At 73.9% G+C, this 25165-nt stretch carries 25 protein-coding genes and 1 pseudogene; 8 read left to right on the plus strand and 18 right to left on the minus strand.

Annotated elements, in window-relative coordinates:
• Positions 1-50 precede the first annotated feature (50 nt).
• The 7 genes from LQ51_RS12915 to LQ51_RS34525 all read right to left on the minus strand — a co-directional run bounded on the left by LQ51_RS12915 (position 51) and on the right by LQ51_RS34525 (position 5700).
• Positions 51-668, minus strand: coding sequence for a malonic semialdehyde reductase (locus tag LQ51_RS12915; protein WP_046565496.1), 618 nt, complete (start codon positions 666-668; stop codon positions 51-53).
• Entirely contained in the window at positions 665-1210 is a 546-nt protein-coding gene (locus LQ51_RS12920; RefSeq protein ID WP_046565498.1) for a flavin reductase family protein, read from the minus strand. The genes LQ51_RS12915 and LQ51_RS12920 overlap by 4 nt, the downstream gene beginning before the upstream one ends.
• On the minus strand, positions 1207-2544 hold the full coding sequence (locus LQ51_RS12925) for an LLM class flavin-dependent oxidoreductase (RefSeq protein WP_046565500.1): 1338 nt from the start codon (positions 2542-2544) through the stop codon (positions 1207-1209). Before LQ51_RS12925 ends, LQ51_RS12920 begins: the two co-directional genes overlap by 4 nt.
• An 11-nt stretch (positions 2545-2555) precedes the next feature.
• Complete coding sequence (locus LQ51_RS12930) at positions 2556-3341, minus strand: ABC transporter permease (RefSeq protein ID WP_046565502.1); 786 nt, start codon at positions 3339-3341, stop codon at positions 2556-2558.
• Between the two features lie 125 nt (positions 3342-3466).
• Entirely contained in the window at positions 3467-4426 is a 960-nt protein-coding gene (locus LQ51_RS12935; RefSeq protein WP_046565503.1) for an ABC transporter ATP-binding protein, read from the minus strand.
• On the minus strand, positions 4423-5454 hold the full coding sequence (locus LQ51_RS12940) for an ABC transporter substrate-binding protein (RefSeq protein ID WP_046565506.1): 1032 nt from the start codon (positions 5452-5454) through the stop codon (positions 4423-4425). The genes LQ51_RS12935 and LQ51_RS12940 overlap by 4 nt, the downstream gene beginning before the upstream one ends.
• 132 nt (positions 5455-5586) lie before the next feature.
• A complete protein-coding gene (locus LQ51_RS34525) occupies positions 5587-5700 on the minus strand; it encodes a putative leader peptide (RefSeq protein ID WP_369799848.1) in 114 nt (37 codons plus the stop codon).
• A gap of 208 nt (positions 5701-5908) precedes the next feature.
• On the opposite strand from LQ51_RS34525, the gene LQ51_RS12945 reads away from it, so the two are divergent.
• Together LQ51_RS12945 and LQ51_RS12950 are read left to right on the plus strand one after the other, a co-directional pair.
• A complete protein-coding gene (locus tag LQ51_RS12945) occupies positions 5909-6088 on the plus strand; it encodes a DUF4236 domain-containing protein (RefSeq protein ID WP_046565507.1) in 180 nt (59 codons plus the stop codon).
• 120 nt (positions 6089-6208) lie between these two features.
• On the plus strand, positions 6209-6733 hold the full coding sequence (locus LQ51_RS12950; protein ID WP_046565510.1) for a potassium channel family protein: 525 nt from the start codon (positions 6209-6211) through the stop codon (positions 6731-6733).
• Here LQ51_RS12950 and LQ51_RS12955 read toward each other — a convergent pair.
• Together LQ51_RS12955 and LQ51_RS12960 are read right to left on the minus strand one after the other, a co-directional pair.
• Positions 6693-7601 carry a hypothetical protein gene (locus LQ51_RS12955; protein WP_046565512.1) on the minus strand — a complete coding sequence of 303 codons (909 nt, stop codon included), beginning with the start codon at positions 7599-7601 and terminating at the stop codon, positions 6693-6695. The genes LQ51_RS12950 and LQ51_RS12955 overlap by 41 nt on opposite strands.
• A gap of 139 nt (positions 7602-7740) precedes the next feature.
• Entirely contained in the window at positions 7741-8262 is a 522-nt protein-coding gene (locus LQ51_RS12960; RefSeq protein WP_046565514.1) for a VOC family protein, read from the minus strand.
• A 50-nt stretch (positions 8263-8312) separates the two neighbouring features.
• On the opposite strand from LQ51_RS12960, the gene LQ51_RS12965 reads away from it, so the two are divergent.
• Both LQ51_RS12965 and LQ51_RS12970 read left to right on the plus strand, forming a co-directional pair.
• A complete protein-coding gene (locus tag LQ51_RS12965; protein WP_052744864.1) occupies positions 8313-8774 on the plus strand; it encodes a MarR family winged helix-turn-helix transcriptional regulator in 462 nt (153 codons plus the stop codon).
• Positions 8775-8831: 57 nt separating this feature from the next.
• A complete protein-coding gene (locus LQ51_RS12970) occupies positions 8832-10781 on the plus strand; it encodes a tetratricopeptide repeat protein (protein ID WP_082159404.1) in 1950 nt (649 codons plus the stop codon).
• Positions 10782-10931: 150 nt separating this feature from the next.
• Here LQ51_RS12970 and LQ51_RS34530 read toward each other — a convergent pair whose 3' ends face one another.
• Positions 10932-12725 carry an ATP-binding protein gene (locus LQ51_RS34530; protein ID WP_082159405.1) on the minus strand — a complete coding sequence of 598 codons (1794 nt, stop codon included), beginning with the start codon at positions 12723-12725 and terminating at the stop codon, positions 10932-10934.
• Positions 12722-13378 (minus strand): response regulator transcription factor, encoded by a 657-nt coding sequence (locus tag LQ51_RS12980; RefSeq protein ID WP_046565518.1) that lies wholly within the window; start codon positions 13376-13378, stop codon positions 12722-12724. The genes LQ51_RS34530 and LQ51_RS12980 overlap by 4 nt, the downstream gene beginning before the upstream one ends.
• Positions 13379-13473: 95 nt before the next feature.
• Here LQ51_RS12980 and LQ51_RS12985 point away from each other — a divergent pair, with 95 nt between their 5' ends.
• On the plus strand, positions 13474-14625 hold the full coding sequence (locus tag LQ51_RS12985; RefSeq protein ID WP_046565625.1) for a LolA family protein: 1152 nt from the start codon (positions 13474-13476) through the stop codon (positions 14623-14625).
• Positions 14626-14925: 300 nt separating this feature from the next.
• Positions 14926-17145, plus strand: coding sequence for a HelD family protein (locus tag LQ51_RS12990; RefSeq protein WP_197087689.1), 2220 nt, complete (start codon positions 14926-14928; stop codon positions 17143-17145).
• Positions 17146-17250: 105 nt separating this feature from the next.
• On the opposite strand, the gene LQ51_RS12995 is transcribed toward LQ51_RS12990, so the two are convergent.
• Positions 17251-17673, minus strand: a complete 423-nt coding sequence (locus LQ51_RS12995; RefSeq protein ID WP_046565627.1) for a hypothetical protein — start codon at positions 17671-17673, stop codon at positions 17251-17253.
• Positions 17674-17998: 325 nt separating this feature from the next.
• On the opposite strand from LQ51_RS12995, the gene LQ51_RS13000 reads away from it, so the two are divergent.
• Positions 17999-18376, plus strand: a complete 378-nt coding sequence (locus tag LQ51_RS13000; protein ID WP_046565523.1) for a hypothetical protein — start codon at positions 17999-18001, stop codon at positions 18374-18376.
• Positions 18377-18442: 66 nt separating this feature from the next.
• Here the strand turns inward: LQ51_RS13000 and LQ51_RS13005 are convergent, their stop codons facing one another.
• The 6 genes and pseudogenes from LQ51_RS13005 to LQ51_RS13030 form a co-directional block, all read right to left on the minus strand.
• The gene (locus LQ51_RS13005; protein ID WP_046565628.1) at positions 18443-19396 is read right to left on the minus strand and encodes a sporulation protein; all 954 of its coding nucleotides are present in this window, start codon (positions 19394-19396) and stop codon (positions 18443-18445) included.
• Between the two features lie 117 nt (positions 19397-19513).
• Entirely contained in the window at positions 19514-20050 is a 537-nt protein-coding gene (locus LQ51_RS13010; RefSeq protein WP_046565525.1) for a GNAT family N-acetyltransferase, read from the minus strand.
• Positions 20051-20247: 197 nt separating this feature from the next.
• Complete coding sequence (locus LQ51_RS13015; protein WP_046565527.1) at positions 20248-20463, minus strand: DUF397 domain-containing protein; 216 nt, start codon at positions 20461-20463, stop codon at positions 20248-20250.
• A pseudogene (locus LQ51_RS13020) lies at positions 20460-20657 on the minus strand (Scr1 family TA system antitoxin-like transcriptional regulator); the annotation flags it as partial. The gene LQ51_RS13015 and the pseudogene LQ51_RS13020, both read right to left, overlap by 4 nt.
• Before the next feature lie 5 nt (positions 20658-20662).
• Complete coding sequence (locus LQ51_RS13025; RefSeq protein ID WP_046565531.1) at positions 20663-21439, minus strand: DeoR/GlpR family DNA-binding transcription regulator; 777 nt, start codon at positions 21437-21439, stop codon at positions 20663-20665.
• 27 nt (positions 21440-21466) lie between these two features.
• Positions 21467-23533 carry a beta-galactosidase gene (locus LQ51_RS13030; protein WP_231605730.1) on the minus strand — a complete coding sequence of 689 codons (2067 nt, stop codon included), beginning with the start codon at positions 23531-23533 and terminating at the stop codon, positions 21467-21469.
• Between the two features lie 279 nt (positions 23534-23812).
• On the opposite strand from LQ51_RS13030, the gene LQ51_RS13035 reads away from it, so the two are divergent.
• Positions 23813-25144, plus strand: a complete 1332-nt coding sequence (locus tag LQ51_RS13035) for an ABC transporter substrate-binding protein (RefSeq protein WP_046565533.1) — start codon at positions 23813-23815, stop codon at positions 25142-25144.
• The last annotated feature ends 21 nt before the right edge of the window (positions 25145-25165 follow it).

Genomic DNA, 25165 nt, shown 5'->3' on the forward strand with positions numbered 1-25165 from the left:
GGTGCCGGCGCCGCGCCCGGAGGACGGGGGCGCGGTGCCGGCGCCGGCGGTCACCGGGTGTGCACCACCTCGTCGTAGCCGAGCCGGGGCAGCCGGTCGTGCCAGGCGCCCGGCCCGGGCCGGCCGATGTTCAGCAGCAGCAGCACCCGGTGCCGACCGTCCGAAAAGAACTCCCGCTCCACCCCGGCGGCGTCGAAGCCCGCCATCGGGCCGGCGGCCAGCCCGGCGGCGCGTACCCCGATCAGCAGGTAGCCGATCTGCAGTGCGGCGTTGAGCCGGGCCTGCGCCTCCCGGCCGGCCGGGTCGCCGGCGAACCAGTCGCGGGCGTCCGGGCGGTGCGGGAACAGCTCCGGCAGCCGCTCGTGCCAGTCCACGTCGGCGGCGAGCACCGCGACCAGCGGCGCGCTCGCCGTCTTGTCCCGGTTACCCGAGCTGAGGTACGGCAGCAGCCGCTCCCGCGCGTGCGGCGAGCGCAGCAGCAGCACCCGCAGCGGTTGGGCGTTCAGCGCGGTCGGGCCGTACCGGACCAGGTCGTGCACGGCCCGGACCTGCGCGTCGGTGACCGGCTCGGCGGTGAACGTGTTCGCCGTGCGGGCGGCCCGGAACAGCAGGTCCTGGGCCGCCCGGTCCAGCGCGAGCAGGTCCGGCGCGGGCGGCGCGGCCGTCACGCGGGCACCGCCGCGCCGGCGCTGGTGTAGCCACCCCGGTGGTAGACCAGCGGGTCGCCGTCGTGGCCGTCGTCGAGCGCGAGCGGCTCGGCGATGACCAGGGTGTGGTCGCCGGCCGCGACCCGGCGTACCACCCGGCAGAGCAGCCGGCCGAGCACCCCCGCCAGCAGCGGCAGCCCGAACGGGCCGGCGGTCCACCCGGGGTACGCGGCGAACCGGTCGATGCCGCTGGTGGCGAAGATCCGCGCGGTCTCCCGCTGGCCGGCGCCGAGCAGGTGCACCGCCACGTGCTCGGCGCGGGAGATCACCGGCCAGCTCGACGAGCCGGTCCCGAGGCAGAACGAGACCAGCGGCGGGTCCAGTGACACCGAGGTGAACGAGGTGGCGGTGAACCCGGCCCGGACCGGTGCGCCGAGCCCGCCGAGGCAGGCCGGGTCGGCGGTGCCCCGGGCCACCGCCGTGACCACCGTGACGGTGGACGCCTGCCGGCGCAGCAGCGCCCGGAACCCGTCCCGGTCCACCGGCCGCAGCTCGGCGCTCATGCGGTCACCAGCGCACGGGCGGCGGCGTAGCCGCTGGCGGGGCGGGGCAGGCCGTAGTGTTCGCGTAGGGTGCGGCCGGCGTACTCGTGGCGGAACAGGCCGCGCCGGCGCAGCAGCGGCACCACGTGGTCCACGAAGGCCGACAGCCCGTCCGGCAGCAGCGGTGGCATCACGTTGAAGCCGTCGGCAGCGCCCTCGGTGAACCACCGTTCGATCTGGTCGGCGATCTGTTCCGGGGTGCCGGCCACCACCCGGTGTCCGCGCCCGCCGCCGAGCCGGCCGATGAGCTGCCGGATGGTGAGCCGCTCCCGCCGGGCCAGGTCGACGACGAGCTGGTAGCGGCTCTGGTGGGACTGGACGGCGCTGACGTCGGGCAGGTCCGGCAGCGGCCCGTCCAGCGGCAGCCCGGACAGGTCCAGGCCGGTCATCCCGGAGAGCTGGGCGAGGGCGTGCTCGGGCACGATCAGCGCCTCCAGTTCGTCGGCGAGGGCCCGCGCCTCGGCCTCCGTACCGCCGATCACCGGGGCGATGCCGGGCAGCACCTTGATCCCTGCCGGGTCGCGGCCGGCGGCGGCGGTGGCCCGCTTCAGCCCGGCGTAGAACACCTGCCCGTCGGCGAGGGTCTGCTGGGCCGTGAAGACGGCCTCGGCGTACCGGGCGGCGAAGGCGACGCCGTCGGCCGACGAGCCGGCCTGCACCAGCAGCGGCCGGCCCTGGGGCGGTCGGGGCGTGTTGAGCGGGCCCTGCACCCGGAAGTGCGGGCCGTGGTGGTCGATTTCGTGCACCCGGTCGGTGTCGGCGAAGATCCCGGCGGCGGCGTCGAGGGCCAGCGCGTCGTCCTCCCAGCTGTCCCAGAGCTTGATCGCCACGTCGACGAACTCGGCGGCCCGCCGGTACCGCTCGGCGTGCGCCGGGTGGTCGTCGAGGTTGAAGTTGCGCGCCTCCCGGGCCTGGGCGGAGGTGACGATGTTCCAGCCGGCCCGGCCGCCGCTGAGGTGGTCCAGCGAGGCGAACTTCCGGGCCAGGTTGAACGGCTCGTGGTAGGTGGTGGAGGCGGTGGCGATCAGGCCGATGTGTTCGGTGCTGGTGGCCAGCGCGGCGAGCAGGGTGAGCGGCTCGAAGACGGCCTGGATGTTGTGCCGCACGGCCGGGCCGACGGCGAGCCCGTCGGCGAGGAAGACCGAGTCGAGGGTGCCCCGCTCGGCGATCCGGGCCAGCTCCTGGAAGTGCCGGACGTCGGCGATCCGGCGCGGGTCGGTGCGCGGGTGCCGCCAGGCGGCCTCGTGGTGGCCGACGCCCATCAGGAACGCGTTGAGGTGCAGGGTGCGGGTCATGGTGGGTCCTTTCAGGCGGTGGCGTCGACGCGCCAGGTGGAGAAGCGGCGTTCCCCGGCGACGAGGAGCTGGTTGACGACCAGGCCGATGGCGGAGATGGTGATGATCCCGGCGTACATGTCGGGGATCGCGAAGTTGTACTGCGCGTAGTTGATGAGGTAGCCGAGGCCGGCTTTGGCGCCGACCATCTCGGCGGCGACGAGCACCAGGATCGAGTAGGCCCCGGCGAGCCGGACGCCGGTGAAGATGGTCGGCACGGCCGCCGGCAGGATCACTTTCTGGAACAGTCGCAGGTGGTCCAGCCCCATCGAGCGGGCCGAGCGGATCAGCAGCGGGTCCACGCCCTTCACCCCGGCGATGGTGTTGAGCAGGATCGGCCACGAGCAGGCGTAGACCACCAGGGCGATCTTGGAGGTCTCGCCCAGGCCGAGGATCAGCACGAAGACCGGCAGCAGGGCCAGCGCGGCGGTGTTGCGGAACACCTCCAGCAGCGGGCTGAGCAGGTCCGCGAGCGGCCGGTACCAGCCGATCAGCAGCCCCAGGGGGATGGCGCCGAGCACGGCCAGGGCGAGGCCGGTCAGCGACCGGGTCAGGCTGGCCCCGACGTGGTCGGCGAGCTGGCCGCTGCGCAGCAGCACCCACCAGGCGGCGAGCACCTCCGACAGCGGCGGCAGGAAGACCCGGTCGACCAGCCCGGCGCGGGGCGCGGTCTCCCAGAGCCCGGCGAGGGCCAGCAGCGCCACGCCGCGGCGCAGCGCCCGGCCGCCGAGAGCGAGCAGCGCGCCGCCGCCGCGCAACGCCCGCCCGCCGGCTCCGCGCCAAGGTGGGGTCCGCCGGGGTGGCGGTGGGGTCCGCCGGGGTGGCGACGGAGTCCGTCGGGGTAGCGGCGGGGTCCGCCGGCCGGGTGGGACGTTCGGCGATGTCAACCAACGCGGGCCTCCTCGGCGCGGGCCGTCACCGGCGTCGCGCGGTCCACGCGCGCTCCGGCCACCACGGGGGTACGACCACCGTCGGCTCCGGTGCCGGCGGAGCGGACGACCGCCGGGGTGCCGGCGGCGGTGACCGGGCGGGCCCCGGCGGCGGGACCTCCGGCGGACTGGGCGGCGCGCACCTCGTCGCGCAGCAGGGTCCAGATCTGGTGGCGGTGGTGCCGGAAGGCGTCCGAGGAGCGCACGTCCTCGACGGCATCCCGGTCGCCCAGCTCGATGTCGATGACCTGCTTGATCCGTCCCGGCCGGGCGGTCATCACGGCGACCCGCTGGCCGAGGTGGACGGCCTCGTCGATGCCGTGCGTGATGAACACGACGGTCTTCCCGGTGGCCTGCCAGATCCGGACCAGCTCGTCCTGGAGCGAGTCGCGGGTCTGCGCGTCGAGGGCCGCGAACGGTTCGTCCATCAGCAGCACGTCCGGGTCGTACGCGAGGCTGCGGGCGATGGCGACGCGCTGCTTCATGCCGCCGGACAGCTCGTGCGGATAGCGGTCGGCAAATCCGGCCAGCCCGACCAGGTCGAGGTGGTGGGCGATCAGGTCGGCGCGCTCGGCGCGGGGCACGCCCTTGGCCTCCAGCCCGAACGCGACGTTGCCGGCGGCGGTGCGCCAGGGCAGCAGCGCGTACTGCTGGAAGACGATGCCCCGGTCCAGGCCGGGCCCGGTGACCGGGCGGCCGTCGACGAGCACCTGCCCGCCGGTCGGGGTGGTCAGCCCGCCGAGCAGGTCGAGCAGGGTGGACTTGCCGCAGCCGCTGGGGCCGACGACGACCAGGAACTCGCCGGGGCGTACGCCGAGGGTGAGCCCGTCGAGGGCGGTGACCGCGCCGCCGCTGCCGCGCCGGCCCGGGAAGACCTTCGTCACCCGGTCGAAGAGGATCTTGTCGGTGCTCATGCGCCACCCCCGGCGGCGGCGAACCCGTTGAACCGGTTGGTGTAGAGGTCGGCCGGTTTCGGCCGGCCGCCCTTCAGTTCGCCGGAGTCGGCCAGCCAGTCGATCCAGGTGGTGAACTCCCGGTCGGAGATCAGGCCGCCCTGCCCGGCGACGCCGCTGGACTTCCAGTACCGGACCAGGGACGGGTCCTCGTTGCGGCCGCGCTTGGCGATGATGGCCTCGAACCGGGCCACCACGGTCTCCCGGGGCTGGGTGCGGGCCCACTCGATCGCCTTGCCGACGCCGGTGACGAAGGCCCGTACGGTCTCCGGGTTGCGCCGGATGAAGTCGTCGCGGAACACGTAGCTGCCGGCGCTGAAGGTGCCGAGCAGTTCGTGGTCGGTGAAGACGGTGCGGATGCCGCCGTTGGCGACGGCCTTGTCCCGGATGACGCCGCCGAGCACCGCGACGTCGATCTGCCCGGCCCGCAGCGACTGTTCGATGTTGACCGGCGGCAGGGCGACCAGTTCGACCTTGGCGATTTCGGCCGGGGTGAGCCCGCCCCGGGCCAGCCAGGTCTTGAGCACCGCCTCGGCGTGCGCGCCGAGGGTGTTCATGCCGACCTTTCTGCCGATCAGGTCGCGCGGGCCGCGGATCGGGCTGTCGTCGGGCACGTAGTAGCCCTGGAAGGTCTGCGCGTCGGAGCCGTAGTAGCTGACCACGGCGGTGATCGGGGCGTTGGCGGCGCGGAGCTTGACGATGGCGCCGTTGAACGCGCCGCCGAAGTCGACCTGGCCGGTGGCGGTGGCCTGGATGTCGGCCGGTCCGCCGGTGACGTTGCCGATCCAGTGGAGCGTGACGTCGCCGAGGTAGCCGAGGTCGGCGGCGAGTTCCGGCAGGGTGACCTGGCCGACCGAGCCCTGGTAGCGCAGCTCGGTGGTGTGCCGGCCGCCGCCGGCGGCGTCGGTGCCGCAGCCGGCGACGGTGAGGGCGAGCAGGGCGGCGGCCGCGGCGAGGGTACGCCGCAGCGGATGACGGGTTGAGGCCATGGCGGTCTCCTGATCTGTCCACGATGCGGTGGAGGAAGCCCACGAGGGCGGGTGAGGGCACGCCGCGACCGGCCGGCGCGTCGGTGCGTCGGCGACGGGAGCGGGCGGGCGGGGAGGCGGTGAGCGGTCAGCTCAACAGAGCGCGCTCGCGTGCCGGACCAGGTCGACGTGCACGCGAGCGGTGAGGAGAAGCTCGTCCCGCTGCGACATGACCTCATGCTGCCGGCCACCTTCCGGGCCGGTCAACGCTCTTCCATGGAGTGAGACCGGCATCGCTTGCTTTGTTTCCAGCCCGTTCCAGCCAGCGTTTACCGCCCCGCAACACCCACCTGATTAATGGGGATTAGGCGGTCGCCGCTCACCGTCCAGTGCGGAGCCGGCCGGTTTGGCGACAGCGACGCTTGGGCATGTTCGATCGCGCAGAAGCAGGGAGACCACTGAGAGGAGCCCGGTCATGGGCATCGTGTTCCGCAAGCGAAAGAAGATCGGCCCGCTGATCCTCCACTTCACCGAGAACGGCTTCTCGTCCTGGAGCATCAAGATCGGCAAGTGGTCCTGGAACTCCCGGACCCGTGCCCACCGCGTGGACCTGCCGGGTCCGATCTCCTGGAAGCAGGACAAGTCCCGGGCATGACCTCCCGAATGTCGAGCGGGGCGCCGGTGGCTCACCGGCGCCCCCGCTCGACATTCGGGGCAGGTCGCCCAGCCTCGCCGTTCCGCCGCCACCGGGAGCGGGACATCGGACAATCGCCGCATGGCCAACGAGTCCTTCCGGCGGGAGCGGCGGCTGGCAGCGCTGGCCGTCGCGCTGCTGCTGATCGCCTACTTCACCGTCCCGGTGGAGCCGGACCCGAACGGGCTGCGGCTGGCGCTGCGTTCGGCCGCCACCCTGGTCCTGGTGATCGTGGTGGCGTTCCTGGTCACCGGCCAGGTCCGTCGCCAACTCGCCGTGCAGCAGCCGACCGGCGAGGCGGAGAGCCGGGCGCTGATCCGGCTCGCCGTCACGCTGATCGCCGGGTTGCTGGTCTTCGCGCTCGCCGACTACGTGGTGGCGAACACCCGGCCGGGCGAGTTCGCCGGCCTGCGCACCCGCGTCGACGCGCTCTACTTCGCCCTGACCACCCTGACCACGGTCGGCTACGGCGACGTGCACGCCCAGGGACAGGTCGCCCGGGTGGTGGTCTGCGCCCAGATGATCTTCACGGTCGGGGTGATCGCGACCGGCGCGTCCATCGTGGTCAGGCAGCTGATCCAGCGTCCCCGCCCGGCGCGGCGCTGACCACCACGTCGCCGCCGAGCCGGCCGTGCTCCGGGTCCCGGGTCACCGCACCGGCGGCGAGCAGCGAGGCCAGCGCCCGGTTGGCGTCGGCGGCCCGGTAGACCGTCGAGGTGGCGGCGAAGCGGCGCAGCTCGGTCACCGTACGCGGGCCGGAGCGGGCCAGCTCGGCCAGCAACTCCCGGCGCAGCGGGCCGGGCTCCGGGTCGAGGCTGATGGCGAGCAGCCGCCCGGCGGGGTCGGCCGGGTCGCGGTAGCGCACGCCGGCGTACTCGTCGACCGCCCAGAGCGCGTCCTTGAGCACTTCCAGCCCCTTGTCCGAGCCGGTGCCGTAGCTGAACAGCCGGGCCGGCCCGCCGTCGTCGGGCACCAACTCCACCTCGGTCACCAGCGGAAAGCCGGCGTCGGTCAACGCCCCGCGCAGGGAGCGGCCGGCCGGGGTGACCAGCAGCAGCTCGGCCGGGCGGCCGGAGGCGACGGCCGCGAGCACGCCCGGGTCCGGGTCCCCACCCTCGATCACGGCCAGCAGCGGGGCGCCGGCCGCGCCGGCCGCCTTGAGCGCCACCGGCAGCCGGTCCGGCGCGCCGGGCACCACGTGCACGGCGACGTCCGCCGGCAGGGCGGCCTCGGCGGCGCCCAGCCGGACCGGCAGCTCGGTACCGCCCCCGCCCAGCACGAGCACCGTCAGCCGCCGGCCGCGCAGCCGGTCGGCGAACTCGGCCACCACCAGCAGCGCGGCCTCCGCGCCGCCGGCGTCACCTTCGGCGTACGCGAGGGCCAGGGTGGCCCGCCGGGAGCGGTGCAGCGCCCCCGGCAACCAGTGGTCGAGCTGCCGGACGAGCAGTTCGCGTAGGACGGCGTCGGTCGACATGCTGCCGTTCTACCGCATCGGCGGCCGGAGCGGGCCCGCGGTGCGGCCGGCGACGGCCGGTGCGGCCCGGCCCAGCGGGTCGGGCGGACACCGGCGGGGTGGTCGGGCCCAGCGGGTCGGGCGGACACCGGCGGTGCGGTCAGGCCGGGACGGAGATGCCCACCCCGCCACGGGTCTGCCCGCCGTAGCGCGCCCGCTCCCGGTCCAGGTCGAGGCGACCGATGCGCTTGCGGGCGGCGAGCGCGGCGTCGTCGAGCCGGTCGGCCGGGACGATCCAGACGATCTCGAACTCCAGGCCGTCCGGGTCGCGCCCGTAGAGGCTCTTCGTGGTGCCGTGGTCGGAGGTGCCGACCAGCGCGTTCGCGGCGGCCAGCCGCTCGGCGGTGGCGGCCAGCTCGTCCAGGGTGTCCAGCTCCCAGGCGAGGTGGTAGAGGCCCACGGCGGTCCGGCCGGCCGGCGAGGCGCCGGCGGCGGAACCGATCTCGAACAGCCCGAGGTCGTGGTCGTTGGTGGAGTCGGCCGCCTGGAGGAAGGCGGCGCCCCGGAACCCGTCCGGCGTCATCGGCACCGGGCGGAAGCCCAGCACGTCCCGGTAGAAGGCGACGCTGCGGTCCAGGTCACGGACGTAGAGCACGGCGTGGTTGAGGCGATGGATTCCCATGCCCCCCACGGTAGCGCGAGATAGTTGAGCCTTCAACAACCGCGGCTATGATGGGCGTCATGACCCGGTGGTTGGACCCCGACGAGCAGCGGACCTGGCGCGCCTTCCTGGCCGCCTCCCGGGCGCTGATGGACACCCTCGACCGCGAGCTGCAACGCGACGCGGGCATGCCGCACGCCTACTACGAGATCCTGGTCCGGCTCTCCGAGGCCCCCGACCGGCGGCTGCGGATGAGCGAACTCGCCGACGCCACCGGCTCCTCGCGCAGCCGGCTCTCCCACGCGGCGTCCCGGTTGGAGGCGGCCGGCTGGATCCGCCGGGAGGACTGCCCCACCGACCGGCGCGGGCAGCTCGCCGTCCTCACCGACGACGGCTTCGCCACCCTCGCGGCCGCCGCGCCCGGCCACGTCGCGGGGGTACGCCGGCACCTGTTCGACGCGCTCAGCCCGGCCCAGGTCGACCAGCTCCGGCGGATCAGCGAGACCCTCGCCGAGCACCTGACCGGATCCTGACCAAACTGATCCACTCCGGGGGTTGTACTTACCGTCGCCGAATGAGCACGATGGGGCGTGTCCTCCGGCTTCGGTGAACTGACGGTCCAGGCGCACCACCTGGTGTCCGAAGGCGACCTGGCCGGCGCCCAGCGGCTGCTCGCCGACGCGCTGACCGACGTCGACCCGCGTCCCGCCAACGCCTCCCCCGAGCTGGCCGACGCCGCCGGCCTCCAGGCCCGGGTGCTCGTCGCCCTCGGCGAGCCGCACTCCGCGCGTGGCTGGGCCGCCTTCGCGTACGCGGCGGCCACCCGGCTGTACGGCCGCTCCGACGAGCGCGCCATCACCGCCGCCGCCACCCTGGCCGCCGTGCTGCACCGGGTCGGCAGCGACGCCCGGGCCGCCCGGCTCTACTCCGACGTCATCATCGAGCTGACCGCCCGCGACGGCCCGGAGTCGCAGCGGGTCCTCGCCGCGCACGCCGACCTGGCCACCGTGGAGTACGCCCGAGGCCAATGCGAGCTGGCCCGTGACCGGCTCCAGGACGCCTGGGAGCTGCACCGCGAGGTGTACGGCGACGGCCACCCCAGCGGCATCAAAATGCTGGCCAAGCTCGGCGCGATGGAACGCGACTGCGGCCGGTACGCCGAGTCCCACGAGCACCTGGCGCTGGCCGAGGAGCTGTCCGCGGCGCACCTGGCCGCCGACGACCCGCTCGCCGCGCAGGTGTCGACGCTGGTCCGGACGGCCGCCGATCCGGACCACGTCTGCGAGCCGGCCGCGGCGGCGCCGGTGGTGCCGGCCGCCCGGGTCCCGCCGGCCGCCGAGGGCCCGCCCGAGCCGCCGGTCTACCGTCCACCGGCCCGCACCGCCGAGCCGGCCGACCCGATCGGCGGCACCCACGTGCCCACCCCCCGGGTCGCGCCCGAGGCCGACGACGACCGCTTCGGCGCCCCGGCCGAGCAGGACGGCTTCGGCGGGCCCGACGACGACCGCTTCGGCGGACCGGCCGACCAGGACCCCTTCGCCGTCGCGGACGACGACCGGCTCACCGGCTCGACCCACCAGGGCCCTCTCGGGATGCCCTACGACGACCGCTTCGGCGGGCCGGCCCAGGACCACTTCGGCACACCCGACGACGACCGGTTCGCGGGCTCGACCCACGACGACCCCATCGGCATGGCCGACGAGGACCGGTTCGGCGGACCGGCCCACGGGGACCCCTTCGCGAGGCTGGACCGGGACCGGTTCGGCGGACCGGCCGACCCGGACGGGGACCGGTTCGGCAGGCCGGCCGACCCGGACCGGGACCGGTTCGGCGGACCGGCTGACCCGGACGGGTTCGGCGGGCCGGCCGACGACGAGTGGCCCCCCGACGAGCAGCCGGAGGACACCTGGCCGGTGCGGGAGAGCGCCCTGCCGCCGACCGTGGTCGGGCTCACCGACGAGGAGCCGGGCGTCCGCCGGGTGCCCGGGTCCGCCGAGCCGGAGTCGCCGTCGCGCTACCTGCCGGTGCACGTGCCGCGCCAGCCCGAGCCGGAGCCGGTGCGCCCCGGCCGGCCCTGGCTGCCACTGGTGGTGGCCGGCGTGATCGTGGCGCTGCTGCTCGGCGTCATCGCGGTGGTCGCCGGGGTGTCCCGGGTGGACCGCTCCCGCGACACCCCCGCGCCGGCCCGCACCACCGCGGCCGGTCCCACCGCCACCGCTCCGACCGGCACCGGCCGGAGCGGCACGCCGAGCGCCGCGCCGGCCTCGCCGGGCAGTCCGCCGGGCACCGTGCGGCTCGTCGACCGACGGGACAGCATCCTGCTGAGCTGGACGTACCCGGCCGGCGCGGAGGGGCCGGTGGTGATCGCCGGCGGTCGCAGCCGGGACACCCAGCGCACCTTCCAGGAGTTGCCGGCCGGCACCGACAGCTACGTCGCCTACGGGTTGAGCCGCAACATCGACTACTGCTTCACGGTGGCCGTGGTCTGGTCCACCGACACCGTCGCCCGGGCCGCGCCGGTCTGCACCCGCCGGGGCTGATCCGCACCGGCCCGCCCCGGCTGACCGCCGGCCGCGCAGTGCTCAGTCCGCCTCGGGCACGTCCAGCGCGGGCAGCCGTACCGTCACCCGCAGCGCTCAGTCCGGCTCGGGCACGTCCAGCGCCGGCAGCCGTACCGTCACCCGCAGCGCTCAGTCCGCCTCGGGCACGTCCAGCGCGGGCAGCCGTACCGTCACCCGCAGCCCGGACCCGATGCCGGGCCCGGCGTCGGCGAGTTCGACGCTGCCGCCGGCCCGGCGGACCAGTTCCCGCACGATGGCCAGGCCCAGCCCGGCACCGCCGTCGTCCCGCGCCCGCGCGTCGTCCAGCCGGGTGAACCGCTCGAAGACCCGCTCCCGGTCCGCCGCCGGGATGCCCGGCCCGTCGTCGGTCACCGTCACCAGGTGGTACCCCCGCTCCCCCGACCCGGCCGGGCGCGGCGTCGGCACGGCGCCGCCGGCCGCTGCGCCGGCCCCACGCCGCGCGGCCACCGGACCGGCCAGCTCCGCTCCGGCCCTCCGCCGCGCGGCCATCCGACCGGCTGGCCCCGCGCCAGCCTCACCCGGCGTCGGCACGGCGCCTCCGGTCCCGCCCCGCGCGGGCACCGGGCCGGCCAGCCCCGCGCCGGTCCCAGCCGGGGTCGCGCCCTCGGGCCCCGCACCGACCCCACGCTGCGCCGATACCGGGCCGGCCAGCCCTGCGCCGGCCCAGCCCGGTGCCGGTGTCGTGCCCTCGGGCCCCGCACCGGCCCCATGCCGCGTCGACGGCGGACCGGCCGGCTCCGGGCCGGTCACGGTGAGCACCACCTCGCTGCGGGCGTGCCGCAGCGCGTTGTCCACCAGGTTGGTGATCACCCGGTGCAGCTCGCCCGGGTCCCCCTCGGTCCAGAGCGGTGCGGCGGGCGGGCGCAGCCGTACCGGCGGGGCGGGGTACCGGTCGGCCACCGTACGCAGCAACTCCCCCAGCTCGACCGGGCCGGCGCTGGGCCCGGGCCGGCGGGCGGGCTGCTCGTCGAGGCGGGCCAGCAGCAGCAGGTCGTCGACGAGCCGGCCGAGGCGTTCGGTGTCGGCGAGCAGATCGTCGGCGACCGCCGGCCAGTCCGTGGCGTCGCCGAGCCGGCGGGCCACCTCCAGCTCGGTCCGCATGTTCGTCAACGGGCTGCGCAGCTCGTGTGCGGCGTCGGCGACGAACGCCCGCTGCCGGGCCCGGGCCGCCGCCAACCGGTCCAGCATGTCGTTGAGGGTGACCGCCAGCCGCTGGATCTCGTCGCGGGCGGCCGGCACGGGCAAGCGCCCCGGACCGGCCCGGTCGGTGATCTCGGCGGCGCCCCGGCGCAGCGCCTCCACCGGGCGCAGGGTGGCCCCCACCACCCGCCAGGCGACCACGGCCATGCCGGCGACCAGCAGCGGGAAGCCCACCAGCAGCAGGGTCCGGACCACGTGCAGGCTGTGCCGGACATCGCTGAGCGACTTGGCGACCAGGACGGTGAGCGGTTCGGCCGGGGTGCCGGCGGGCACGGTCACCACCCGCACCGGCCCGGCCATGCCCACCCGCCGGCCGTCCACCACCAGCCGCTGGCGCTGCCCGGCGCGCAGCTGCTCCTGGTCGAGCATCGGCACCAGCCGGTCGGCGTCGATCGAGGCCGCCCGGACCCGGCCGGCCGCGTCCACCACCTGCACCCGGAGTTGGCCGCCGGCCACCGGCAGCGGATCGGGCAGGGCCTCCGAGGCGGCCAGCAGGGCGACCGCGTCGGCGGTCCGCAACGCCTCGGCGTCGACGGTGCGTTGCAGCGTCCAGCCGAGCGCGCCGAGCAGCAACGTGCCGCCGAGCGCGAGACCGACGACGAGCCCGAGCACGCCGATCGCCATCAGCCGGGCGCGCAGGCCGAGGTTCAGCCGGGGGCCCCGGCGGACGCGGTCCGCGCGCCCCCGTCCCCGCCGGCTCATGTGGCGAGGCGGTAGCCGGCACCGCGGACCGTTTCCAGGCGGTCCCGGCCGATCTTGCGGCGCAGGTAGCCGACGTAGACCTCGACGGCGTTCGGGGCGGTCTCCAGGCTGGCGTCCCAGACGTGGTCGAGCAGTTCGGTCTTGGAGACCACCTCGCCGGGCCGGCGCATCAGGTAGTCCAGCAGGGCGTACTCGCGGGCGGTCAGGACCACCTCGGCGTCGGCCCGGGTCACCCGCCGGCGGGCCGGATCCAGCCTCAGGTCACCCACGGTGAGTACGGCCGGGCGTTCGGGCGCGCCCCGGCGGAGCAGGGCCCGCAGCCGGGCCAGCAGCACCACGTACGAGAACGGCTTGGTGAGGTAGTCGTCGGCGCCGCAGTCGAGCCCGTCGGCCTGGTCGTACTCGCCGTCCTTGGCCGAGAGCATGAGCACCGGCAGCCAGTGTTCGCCGGCCCGGAGCCGGCGCACCACCTCGTACCCGGACAGGCCCGGCAGCATCACGTCGAGGATCATCGCGTCGTAGTCGCCGTGCCGGGCGGCGTCCAGGCCGGCCGGGCCGGTGGCGGCCACGTCCACCGCGAAGCCCTCGGCCATCAGCCCGCGCCGCAACGCGGCGGCGAGCCGCGCCTCGTCCTCCACCACCAGCAACCGCACGGTCCAAGGGTGCCACCCGGTGACCGCCCCTAGGGATTCTCCTCAGCGGCCTCACAGCGACCGGGGCGCAGCATTACGGTCAGGAGGTGCACAACATGCCCGTACTGAAGAACCGCGCCGTGCTGCGCTGGCTGGTCCCGGTGACCGCGGGGGTCGTCGTGGTCGGCGGCGGCGCCCTGGTCGGCACGTTCGCCGCCGGGGCCGACCCGGCCCTGCCGCCGCGGACCGCCGCCCAGCTCCTGGACGACCTGCGTACGTCCCGCCTCGATGGGCTATCCGGCACGGTGGTCCAGCGCGCCGACCTGGGGCTGCCGCCGCTGGCCGGGCTGGCCGGGGCGGCCGGCGGAACCGAGCTGACCAGCCTGCTCACCGGCACCCACACCCTGCGGGTCTGGTACGCCGGCCCGCAGCGCCAGCGGCTGGCGCTGCTCGACACGCTCGGCGAACGCGACGTGCTGCGCGACGGCCGCGACGTGTGGACCTGGAGCAGCCGAACCAACACCGCGTCGCACCGGACGCTGCCGGCCGACGCGGCGGAGACGCCGTCCGCGCCGGCCACCCCGGCCGATGCCGCGGACCGCGCCCTGGCGGCCATCGACCCGAGCACCGCGGTCACCGTCGGCCGCTCGTCGACGGTGGCCGGGCGCAGCGTGTACGAACTGGTGCTGACCCCGCGCGACAAGGACTCCCTGGTGCACCAGGTGCGGATCGCGCTGGACGCCAAGGAGCACGTGCCGCTGCGCTTCGAGCTGCTCGCCGACGGCGTGCAGGAGCCGGCTGTCGAGGTCGCCTTCACCCAGGTCGACTTCCGCACCCCGGACGCGGACCAGTTCCGGTTCAACCCGCCGCCGGGGGTGCGCGTCACCGAGGACAAGGGCGACGGGCATGGGCCGGCCGGCATGCACCGGCCGGGCGGCGACCACGGTAAGAGCGGACCGGGCGGCGACCGGCCCGGCAACGCGCCGGATGTGCGTACCGTCGGCACCGGTTGGACCACGGTGCTGGTGGCGAAGCTCGGCGCGGCCGGCGACACCCCCGGCGGCAGCACGGCGCCGGCCGGGGCGGCCGGCGCGGCCGGGGCGGACATGCTGGGCAAGGTGCTCGGCGACCTGACGAAGGTCAGCGGCGACTGGGGCAGCGGGCGGCTGCTCACCGGGAAGCTGTTCAGCGTGCTGCTCACCGACGACGGCCGGGTACTCGCCGGCCTGGTCCGGCCGGAGCGGCTCTACGCGGCGGCCACGGTCTGAGCGGAGCGCGAGGTCTGAGCGGAGCAGGGCCCGTCGGGGGCCCGGTCGGCGCGAGCCGGCCGGGCCCCCGACCGCGTTCCCAGCGCAGCGGAGTGCCGGCGGATCGGCGGGTCGGGCGGGCTTGGTCCGGCGGTGGGCCGCGCGGTATCTTGTGCAGTTCAAACACAAAAAGGAACGGCCCGAAAGGCCATTCCTCTGCTGGACTATAGCGAATGGGGAGCCGGTTTGTCAACGCACTCCGACGTGCCGGGTGGGCTGGACCAGGACGACGAGATCGGCCGCGAGCAGGAGTACGTCTCGATGCTCTACGGTCGGCTGGACGGCATGCGCGAGCAGGCCGCCCGGCGGCTCACCGAGGAGCTGCGCAACACCGGCGGCACGCAGCAGGCCCGCTCCCAGCGGGACTCCGCCGTCGGCATGTACGCCGAGCAGGTCGACCGCTACTCCGCCGTGGAGAGCGGGCTCTGCTTCGGCCGCCTCGACGGCGACGACGGTTCCCGCCGCTACATCGGCCGGATCGGGATCTTCGACACCTCCGGCGACTACGACCCGCTGCTGATGGACTGGCGGGCCCCGGCCGCGCGGGCGTTCTACCTGGCCACCGCCGCCAGCCCGCAGGGCGTACGGCGACGCCGGCACCTGCGTACCCGCCAGCGGAAGGTCACCGGCCTCAACGACGAGGTGCTGGACATCACGGCCGCCTCCCCCACCGCCCACGAGGAGCTGACCGGCGAGGCGTCCCTGCTCGCGGCGCTGAACGCGGGGCGTACCGGCCGGATGCGCGACATCGTGGAGACCATCCAGGCCGAACAGGACCGGATCATCCGGGCCGACCTGCCGGGTGTGCTGGTGGTGCAGGGCGGCCCCGGCACCGGCAAGACAGCGGTGGCGTTGCACCGGGCCGCGTACCTGCTCTACACCCACCGGGAGCAGCTTTCCAGCCGGGGCGTGCTGCTGGTCGGCCCGAACGCCACCTTCCTGCGCTACATCTCCCAGGTGCTGCCGGCCCTGGCCGAGACCGGTGTGCTGCTGCGCACCCAGGCCGACCTGTTCCCGGGGGTCAGCGCGCGGCGCACCGAACCGGCCCGGACGGCCGCGCTCAAGGGGCGGCCCGTGATGGTCGAGGTGCTCGGCAACGCCGTCCTGGACCGGCAGCGGGTGCCCGACGAGCCGCTGGAGATCGAGCTGCCGCAACGGGAGATCCTCACCCTCGACCCGGCGGTGGTCCGGCAGGCCCGGGAGCGCGTCCGGCGCTCGCAGCGCCCGCACAACCTGGCCCGCGCGCTGTTCGATGTGGAGATCGTGCACGCGCTCGCCGCCCAGGTCGCCGAGCGGATCGGCGCCGACCCGCTGGGCGGGGAGAACCTGCTCGCCGAGGCCGACGTCGCCGAGATCCGCCGGGAGCTGCGCGAGGAGCCCGAGGTCCAGGCCACCCTGGACGAGCTCTGGCCGGTGCTCACCCCGCAGCGCCTGCTCGCCGACCTGTACGCCGACCCGGAGCGGATCGCCGCGGCCGCGCCCATGCTCACCGAGGCGGAGCGCGGGCTGCTGCACCGGACGCCCGGCGGGTGGACCCCGGCCGACGTGCCGCTGCTGGACGAGGCGGCCGAGCTGCTCGGCGAGGACGAACGCGCCGCGGTGGCCCGCCGGGAGCGGCTGCGCGCCCTGGAACGCGAGTACGCCGAGGGCGTGCTGGAGATCTGGCGCGGCTCCCGCTCCATCGACGTGGAGGACGAGGCGGACGGCGGCGAGATCCTCGGCGTGACCGACCTGATCGACGCCGACCGGCTCTCGGAGCGGCAGGAGGACGCCGAGCGGCTGACCACCGCGCAGCGGGCCGCCGCCGACCGGAGCTGGGCGTTCGGGCACGTCATCATCGATGAGGCGCAGGAGATCTCGCCGATGGCGTGGCGGCTGCTGATGCGGCGCTGCCCGAGCCGGTCGATGACGATCGTCGGGGACGTGGCGCAGACCGGGGCGCTCTCCGGCACGCCGTCCTGGGCCGAGGCGCTGCGGCCGTACGTGGCGGACCGGTGGCGGCTGGAGGAGCTGACCGTCAGCTACCGCACCCCGGCCGAGATCATGGCGGTCGCCGCCGACGTGCTGACCGCGATCGACCCGGCGCTGCGCCCACCCCGCTCGGTACGCGCCGCCGGCGTGCCGCCCTGGGACCGTACCGTCGAGGCGGGCCGGCTGGCGGCGGAGCTGGTGGCGGCGACGGCGCGGGAGACGGCCGCGCTGACCGACGGGCGGCTCGGGGTGATCGTCCCCACCGGCTGGATCGAGGAGTTGGCCGCGGCGGTGGTCGCCGCGCTGCCCGAGGTCGCCGTCGGCGAGCAGCCCGAGCTGGCGAACCGGGTGGTGCTGCTCACCACCGAGCAGGCCAAGGGCCTGGAGTTCGACACGGTGCTGGTGGTGGATCCGGAGCGGATCGTGGCCGAGTCGCCGCGCGGGCACAGCGACCTCTACGTGGCGCTCACCCGCGCCACCCAGCGCCTGGGCATCCTGCGCACCGCCTGACCCAGGTTCCACGACCGCGGCCGGTTGGCGTGCGGCCGGGCCGGCAGTGCCGACGCGGCCGGCAGGTGACGGCTTCCGCCCCCTGCCGGCCGCGGTACCGGCTGCTCAGCCGGGGTTGGCGCCCTCGTCGGTGAAGTTGCCGACCTGGGCGCCGGCCGACGAGGCGTCGCTGGTCGAGCCGCCGGCCGGGGTGCTCAGGCCGCCGGTGGTGGCATCACCGGTGGTGGTCGGGGCCACCTTGCCGGGGTGCCGTTCCGGTTGGCGGGCCACCCGGCGCACGCTGGCCGGGCCGGCCGTCCCGGTGGTGGTGGTCACCGCGCCCTGACCGCCGGTCGGCCCGCCGTCGCGGAGCATGGTGGGATCCACCGGGGTGTGCGCCGGGTCGTCCGAGTCGTTCTCCTGGAGCACCCGGGTCTCGTCGGTCTGCGGCACCGTGACCTCGTCGAGCGCGCCCTCGCCGTACACACCGCCGGCGATCCGCTCCTCGGCCCGCCGCGCGGCCTGCTGCCGCATGTCGTCCTCACGCACGTCAACCACCTCGCAGAACTCTCGGGGATCCACCGTGCGTGCCCGACGGCCGCCGGCTGAAACCGGCCGGCGGACACGGCTGGGGGTGGTCTGTCCCCTCCTCCACCCGGCTGTCCGGTTCGGCGGCGCTCGCCCCCGGACCCGGGTGGCGGGCGTGGGCGGCCCGGCGTCCGGGATTCGGCCGGCGGCCGGGGTTACCCCGCCCAGGGGGTCGGGTAGACGGTGGGTGCCCCCGCCACAGAGCGTGAACCGCGCCGTGGCCGACACGCGGTAGCGGGGCGGGCGGTGTGCAGAGAACGACTCATCAAATCCTGAGGAGGACCAGATGAGCACGCAGGCTGCATCCACCAGGTCGATGAACCGGCCGACGCAGGACATGTCCAACCGGACCGCGATGCAGGAGACGCCGACCCGCCCGATGCCGATGTACGACGGGCACCGGGAGCAGGCGATGCAGGCGCCCGGCACGGAGACCAAGCCGTCGTTCGCGACGACGGAATTCTGGATCTACCTCGCGGCCGTCGCGGGGGTGCTGGTGGCGTCCTTCCTGGTCGGTAAGAACTCGGTCGGGGTGGACATCTTCCGCGCCCCGCAGGCCTGGTTCTTCATCACGCTGCTGACCATCGGATACCTGGGTAGCCGGGGTCTGGCCAAGGCCGGCAGCAACTTCCGCAGCGGTGACGAGCGGAAGGCCCGGCACTGACCGGAGCAACACCTGAGACGACGGTGCCCCCGGGGATTCACATCCCGGGGGCACCGTCGCGTGCCGTCACTCGCCGCCGAAGTCACCGAAGTCGCCGAAGTCGCCCTCGAAGGCGTCCTCGATCAACTCGCCGGCGACCAGGCCGCCGGCCACGCCCAGCGCGGCGCCGGCCACCATGCCGCCCATCCCCGGGCCCCGCCGGCCGTGCCCGTGGTGGGCGCCGTAGCCGGGCGCCCGCAGGCTGCCGTAGCGGGCCGTGGTCTCCCGCAGCCAGCCGTCCACGACCTGCACCCAGTCGGTCCGCTCGGCGTCGGTGTGCGCGACGGCGTACCGGCCGACGACGTCGTGCCCGGCGCTGAGGAAGCCGCCCCGCTTGTCGCACTCCAGCACCACCTCGACGCCCCGCTGACCGGTCACGAAGGTCAGCTCGACCTCGCTGACGGTCTGGGCGTACTGCGGCGCCGCGAAGAACTCGATCTCCTGGTAGAACGGCAGCGTCTGCTGCACCCCGTGGATGCGGCCCCGCTCCAGGTCGGCGTGCTTGAAGCGGAAACCCAGCGCCTGGAACGCGTCGAGGATCCGCTCGTGGATCGGCAGCGGGTGCACCGCCACGTGGTCCAGGTCGGTCTTGTCCACCGCGCGGGCCACCGCCAGCTCGGTCCGCAGCCCCATCGTCATGCCGTGCAGCCGCTGGCCGTACACGTCGGTCACCGGGGTCTCCCACGGCACCGGGAGCTGGAACGGGATGGCGAGCTGCTGCTTCGGGGCGAGCTCGAACGCCCCACTGACCGGCATCCGGTGGAATTCCATGATGCCGGCGTACTCGCTGTCGCCGCCCTCGATCTCCACCCGGGTGACCAGGCTGACGGTGACCTGCTCGATGCGGGCCGGTGCGTCGCCGCCGACGAGGTTGACGTGCCCGTCGAGGGTCAGGCCGGGCCGGGTGTTCGGGTTGGTCAGCACCGTGTCCACGCTCGGGCCGCCCACGCCGAACGCGCTCAGCATCTTCTTGAAGACCATCGCCACTCCCGCTTCCACCGTTCGGCACACTCCAGCATGGAGCGTGCCGTGCCACCCAGGGCACCCTAACCTGGACGGCTGTGAAGTGCCTGAAAGGCGCGGCTGAGATCGCCGAGCTCAGGCAATGGCGTCGTGGTGCAGAGGTAGGACGAGCAGATCCATCGGCGGCCCCCATGGCAACACAGACTTGCCAACCTGACGCCATCCGTTGCGTGCGTATATTTTTCGCGCCTGAGAGCGGGGGTCGGAGGCGAGGGTGGCGTACTGCTCCTTCCGGTCGGCGAGCAGCCGGCGCAACAGCTCAGCGCCGATACCATGGCGCTGCCGGCGCGGATGGACGATCCACTCCATGACTGCGAACTTCTCGACGTCCCGCAACTCGCCGGGCGGCTCGCCATCGGCGCGCTGCCACCAGGTGCCGGACGGCATCGTCCATCCATAGGCTGCGCCTACCAAGGAGCCGCGTTCAGCGGCGGCAATCAGGGTGAAGCCCAAACGTTCCGCCTCGCCAGGTAGGGCCTCACGAAAGCGGGCCACCTGCTCCGGACCTTCCCCGTAGGGCGGCTCAGCGTAGACAATTTTGTACAAGTCAGCCAGCGGGACAAAAAAGTCTGACACGTCGTTGCTCGTGCTGGTGATGTACTCGATCGCCATGCCGCGAGCCTAAACTCGCACCCGCTCGACCAATTCGTCGTACACCTGCCGGGCCGGCGGGCAACGTCTCCCCGTGACGGGCCAAGTTGGCAGACCGGGTCCACGGCTTCTCTCCGCCGGCCGGCGGAGTCACCGGCCTCGTGCCCGGCCGGCCAGCAGCCCACCCCCGGTCGCCGACCCGTCGAAATGTGCGGGGCTCAGCCGAAGTCGAACTCGCCGTCCTTGACGCCGCCGACGAAAGCGGCCCATTCCTCGGCCGTGTAAATGATCGTCGCAGCGTCCCGCGCCTTGCTGTGCCGAACCGCCACCCGCCCCGAGCCGTCCAGCAGCGGCCCTGCCTCGACACAGTTTCCGCCGTTGTCCGGGCTCTTGGTGCTGATGTGCCACGCCACGTCGGGCCTGGTCTCGCTCATGACAGCTCCTCTGCGAGTGCTGAGATCAGCTTCACCGACTCGCTCGTGCTGAGTGCGGCCTCCCGGAGCCGATCGTACGCGCGGACGTACCGCAGGGCCTTGTCCGACTCCATGAACAGCCGGCCGCCCAGCGGCTCATCGTGCGCAACGTCGGTGTAGGGCGGTGGCACCTTGAAGAGCCAGAAGATTCCGTCCCCAGTCATTCGACGTCGACGACGATCAGTTCGCCGACCTGCTCACCGACCTGCCGGCGCACATCGGCCGGCAGCCCGGCGTCGGTGACCAGCACGTCCGCCTCCGCCAGCGGACCGATGGTGGCGATGCCGATGGTCTCCCACTTGGTGTGGTCGGCGAGCACCACGAGCCGCCGGGCCGCGCCGATCAGCCGCCGGTTGACCGCCGCCTCCAGCAGGTTCGGGGTGGTGAAGCCGGTACGCGGGCTCATCCCGTGCACGCCGAGGAAGAGCAGGTCGACGTTGAGCGCGGCGATGGCCGCCTCGGCCACCGGTCCGGTCAGCGCGTCCGACGGCGTACGGATGCCGCCGGTGAGCACGACGGTCTGGTCCGGGCGGGGGTTCTGGTAGAGCACGTCCGCCACCGGGATCGAGTTGGTGACCACGGTGAGGCCGCGCACGTCGGCGAGCCGGGCGGCCAGGGTCGCCGTGGTGGTGCCGGCCGAGAGCGCGATCGCCATGCCCGGTTCGACCAGGCCGGCCGCCCGCTCGGCGATGGCCCGCTTCTCGGCCTGCTGCCGGATCGACTTGGCCGCGAAGCCCGGCTCGTCGGCCGAGCCGGGCCCGGCCAGGGTCGCCCCGCCGTGGACCTTGTCGATCAGACCGCGATCGGCGAGCACCTCCAGGTCGCGCCGGATCGTCATGTCCGACACCCCGAAGCGGCTGACCAGGTGACTGACCCGGACGCCACCGCGCTGGCGGATCAGCTCCAGGATGGCGCTCTGCCGTTGCTGGGCGAGCATGGACCCTCCTTCCGGCGGCACGGATGGTCAGGCCGCCTCGGTCGTCCGGGCCGCCGCCGGGGTGCCGGCGTCCGGCCCGGTCGGCTGTGCCCGGTCACCGGCGGCACCGGACGTCTCGCGGACCACAGCCACCTCCCCCGCCGGCACGACCAGTTCACCGTCGCACCAGCCACCGGCGAGCAGTTCGGCGCCGGTCACCGGCAGCCGGGCCGCGTCGTCGGTGTGGTTGATGACGAACAGCCAGCTCCGGTCGGCCGAGCGACGGCGGACCACCTCCACCCCGGGCGGCGCGGCCGCCGCCGGGCGCACGCCGGCCTCGGCGAGCAGCCGGGCGACCAGCCGGTCGGTGGCCGCGTCGTCGAGCCGGGTGGCCAGGTACCAGGCGGCACCGCCGCCGACCGGATGGCGGGTCAGCGCCGGCACCCCGGGCAGTGGCCCGTCGGCGTACGCGGCGAGCACCTCGGCGCCCTCGGCGTGCAGCCATTCGGTCCACACGTCGGCGGTGGAGCCGTCGTCGAGGCGGACCGACTCGCCCGCGCGCAGCGGGAAGAACTCTTCGGTACGCACCCCGAGCAGGTCGCGGAACGCGCCGGGGTAGCCGCCGAGCCGGATGTGGTCGTGCTCGTCGACGATGCCGCTGAAGTAGGTGACCAGGGCGGTGCCGCCCGCCTCGACGTACCGACGCAGCGCCTCGGCGTCGGCGTCGCGCACCAGGTAGAGGGTGGGCGCCAGGACCAGCCGGTAGCGGGACAGGTCGGCGGACGGGTGCACCACGTCGGCGGTCACCCCGGCCCGCCAGAGCGCGCCGTGCAGGGCGGAGAGCCGATCGGTGTACGTGACGTCGACGCTCGGGTGGGAGTCGAGTTCGGCGCCCCACCACGCCTCGTAGTCGAAGAGGATGGCCACCTCGGCGTCGACCCGGCTGCCGCGTACCTCGGCCAGCGCCGCGAGGTCGGCGCCGAGCCGGCAGACCTCCCGGAACACCTTGGTCTCCGGGCCGGCGTGCGGGACCAGCGCGGAGTGGAACTTCTCCGCGCCGGCGCGGGAGGCCCGCCATTGGAAGAACAGCACCCCGTCGGCGCCCCGGGCCACGTGCGCCAGGCTGTTGCGGCGCAGCTGACCGGGCGTCTTGGCGACGTTGCGGGGCTGCCAGTTGACCGCGCTGGTGGAGTGTTCCATGAGCAGCCACGGCGCGCCGCCGGCGACGCCGCGGGTGTGGTCGGCGGCGAGCGCCAGGTTGACCTGGGGCTGCGGGTCGGCCGCGCTGAGGTAGTGGTCGTTGGCGACCAGGTCCACGTCGGACGCCCACGAGTGGTAGTCCAGGTATTTGATCCCGGTGCCGATCATGAAGTTCGTGGTGACCGGCTGCGGGGCGAGCCGGGTCAGCAGCTCCCGCTCGGCGCGGAGCTGGGCGCGCTGCTCGTCGGAGGAGAAGCGCAGGAAGTCCAGCTGCTGGGTGGGGTTGGCGAAGGTCGGCGCGGCGCGCGGCGGGTTGATCTCGGCCCAGTCGTGGTAGCGCTGGCTCCAGAACGCGGTGCCCCAGGCGGCGTTGAGCGCGTCCAGGCCGCCGTAGCGCTCGCGCAGCCAGCGGCGGAACGCCGCCGCGCTGACGTCGCAGTAGCAGTGCACGTTGTGGCAGCCCAGCTCGTTGGAGACGTGCCACATGAGCACCGCCGGATGGTCGGCGTACCGGCCGGCGACGGCCTCGACCAGGGCCAGCGAGCGCTCGCGGAACACCGGCGAGCTGGGGCAGTACGCCTGCCGCCCGCCCGGCCAGAGGATGCTGCCGTCGGCCCGGCGGGGCAGCGTCTCCGGGTGCCGGTGGGCCAGCCAGGGCGGCGGGCTGGCGGTGGCGGTGGCCAGGTCGACGCCGATCCCGCCGTCGTGCAGCAGGTCGATCGCCCGGTCGAGCCAGCCGAACTCGTAGCGGCCGGGGGCCGGCTCGAGCAGGGCCCAGGAGAAGATCCCGACCGAGACCAGGTTGACCCCGGCGCGGCGCATCAGGTCGACATCCTCGGCCCAGGTCTGCTCGGGCCACTGCTCCGGGTTGTAGTCCGCGCCGTACCAGATGCGCTCGCCCTGCCAGTTCCGCATGACAGCAGAGGGTGCCCCCGAACGACACGCGAGTCAACACTTTCCAACATCGACAGGAATTCCAACGTTTACCGACCCCTTGCCGTGTCACCACAGGGATATGGCTGTCCATCCGGCCTCTTGACAGTGCGGAACCAAGGGGTAGCTTCAAGCGCCACCGGCTGTTTGTGTTCGGACATGTGGATTCACGGTGGATCTACCGCTGCCGACGCGAACACCGATCCCCGCCACCCATCACGGCCCTTGGGCGCAGCGCACCTCTTCCACGCAGGAGGCACAATGTCCCGTCCTCGTACCGAAGCCGAGTACCTCGCCCGGCTCGTACCCCCGTCCGTCGCCGGCCTGAACCGCCGCTCGCTGCTCGCCGGCGCGGCCGGCGCGGGCGCGCTGCTCGGCACGGGCCTGCTCGCCGGCTGCGGCGACTCCGACTCCGACTCCGGTGCCGGTTCGAAGGTCGTCTCGGTCGGTTCGAACCAGTCGGACCCCAAGCCGAAGGACGTCACCGCCAAGGTGATGGACGGCTTCAAGACGTCGTCCGGCATCACGGTCAACATCAACACCGTCGACCACAACACGTTCCAGGAGAACATCAACAACTACCTGCAGGGCAAGCCGGACGACGTGTTCACCTGGTTCGCCGGCTACCGGATGCGGTTCTTCGCCGGCAAGGGCCTGGCCGGTGACGCCAGCGACGTCTGGAGCAAGCTCTCCGGCTACTCCGACGCCTTCAAGAAGGCCTCGACCGGCGACGACGGCAAGCAGTACTTCGTGCCCGCGTCGTACTACCCGTGGGCGGTCTTCTACCGCAAGTCGGTCTGGCAGCAGCACGGCTACCAGGTGCCGAAGACCCTGGACGACCTGAACACCCTCGGCACCCAGATGAAGAAGGACGGCCTGATCCCGATCGCCTTCGGCGACAAGGACGGCTGGCCCGCGATGGGCACCTTCGACATCCTCAACCTGCGGATCAACGGCTACCAGTTCCACATCGACCTGATGGCCGGCAAGGAGGCGTGGACCTCCGACAAGGTCAAGAAGGTCTTCGACACCTGGGCCGGGCTGCTCCCCCTGCACCAGCCGGACGCCCTGGGCCGGACCTGGCAGGAAGCCGCCCAGTCGCTGCAGCAGAAGAAGAGCGGCATGTACCTGCTCGGTCTCTTCGTCGGCCAGCAGTTCAACAACGACGAGCAGGACGACCTGGACTTCTTCACCTTCCCCGAGGTCGACTCGACGATCGGGGCCAAGGCCCTCGACGCGCCGATCGACGGCTACATGATGGCCCGCAAGCCGAAGTCCGAGGCCAACGCCAAGAAGCTGTTGGAATACCTGGGCTCGAAGGACGCCGCGAACATCACGGTGAAGAACGACCCGAGCACCCTGGTGGCCAACACCAGCGCGGACACCAGCGGCTACACGGCGCTGCAGAAGAAGGCCGCCGAACTGGTCGGCTCGGCCACCGAGATCGCCCAGTTCCTCGACCGGGACACCCGGCCGGACTTCGCCTCGACCGTGATGATCCCGGCCATCCAGCAGTTCATCAAGGACCCGAAGGACATCAGCGGGCTGCTCACCAGCATCGAGAACCAGAAGAAGTCGATCTTCACCAGCTGACGGCGGAAGGGGGAGGACACC

Source organism: Micromonospora sp. HK10 (assembly GCF_000982955.1).
Classification (GTDB): Bacteria; Actinomycetota; Actinomycetes; order Mycobacteriales; family Micromonosporaceae; genus Micromonospora.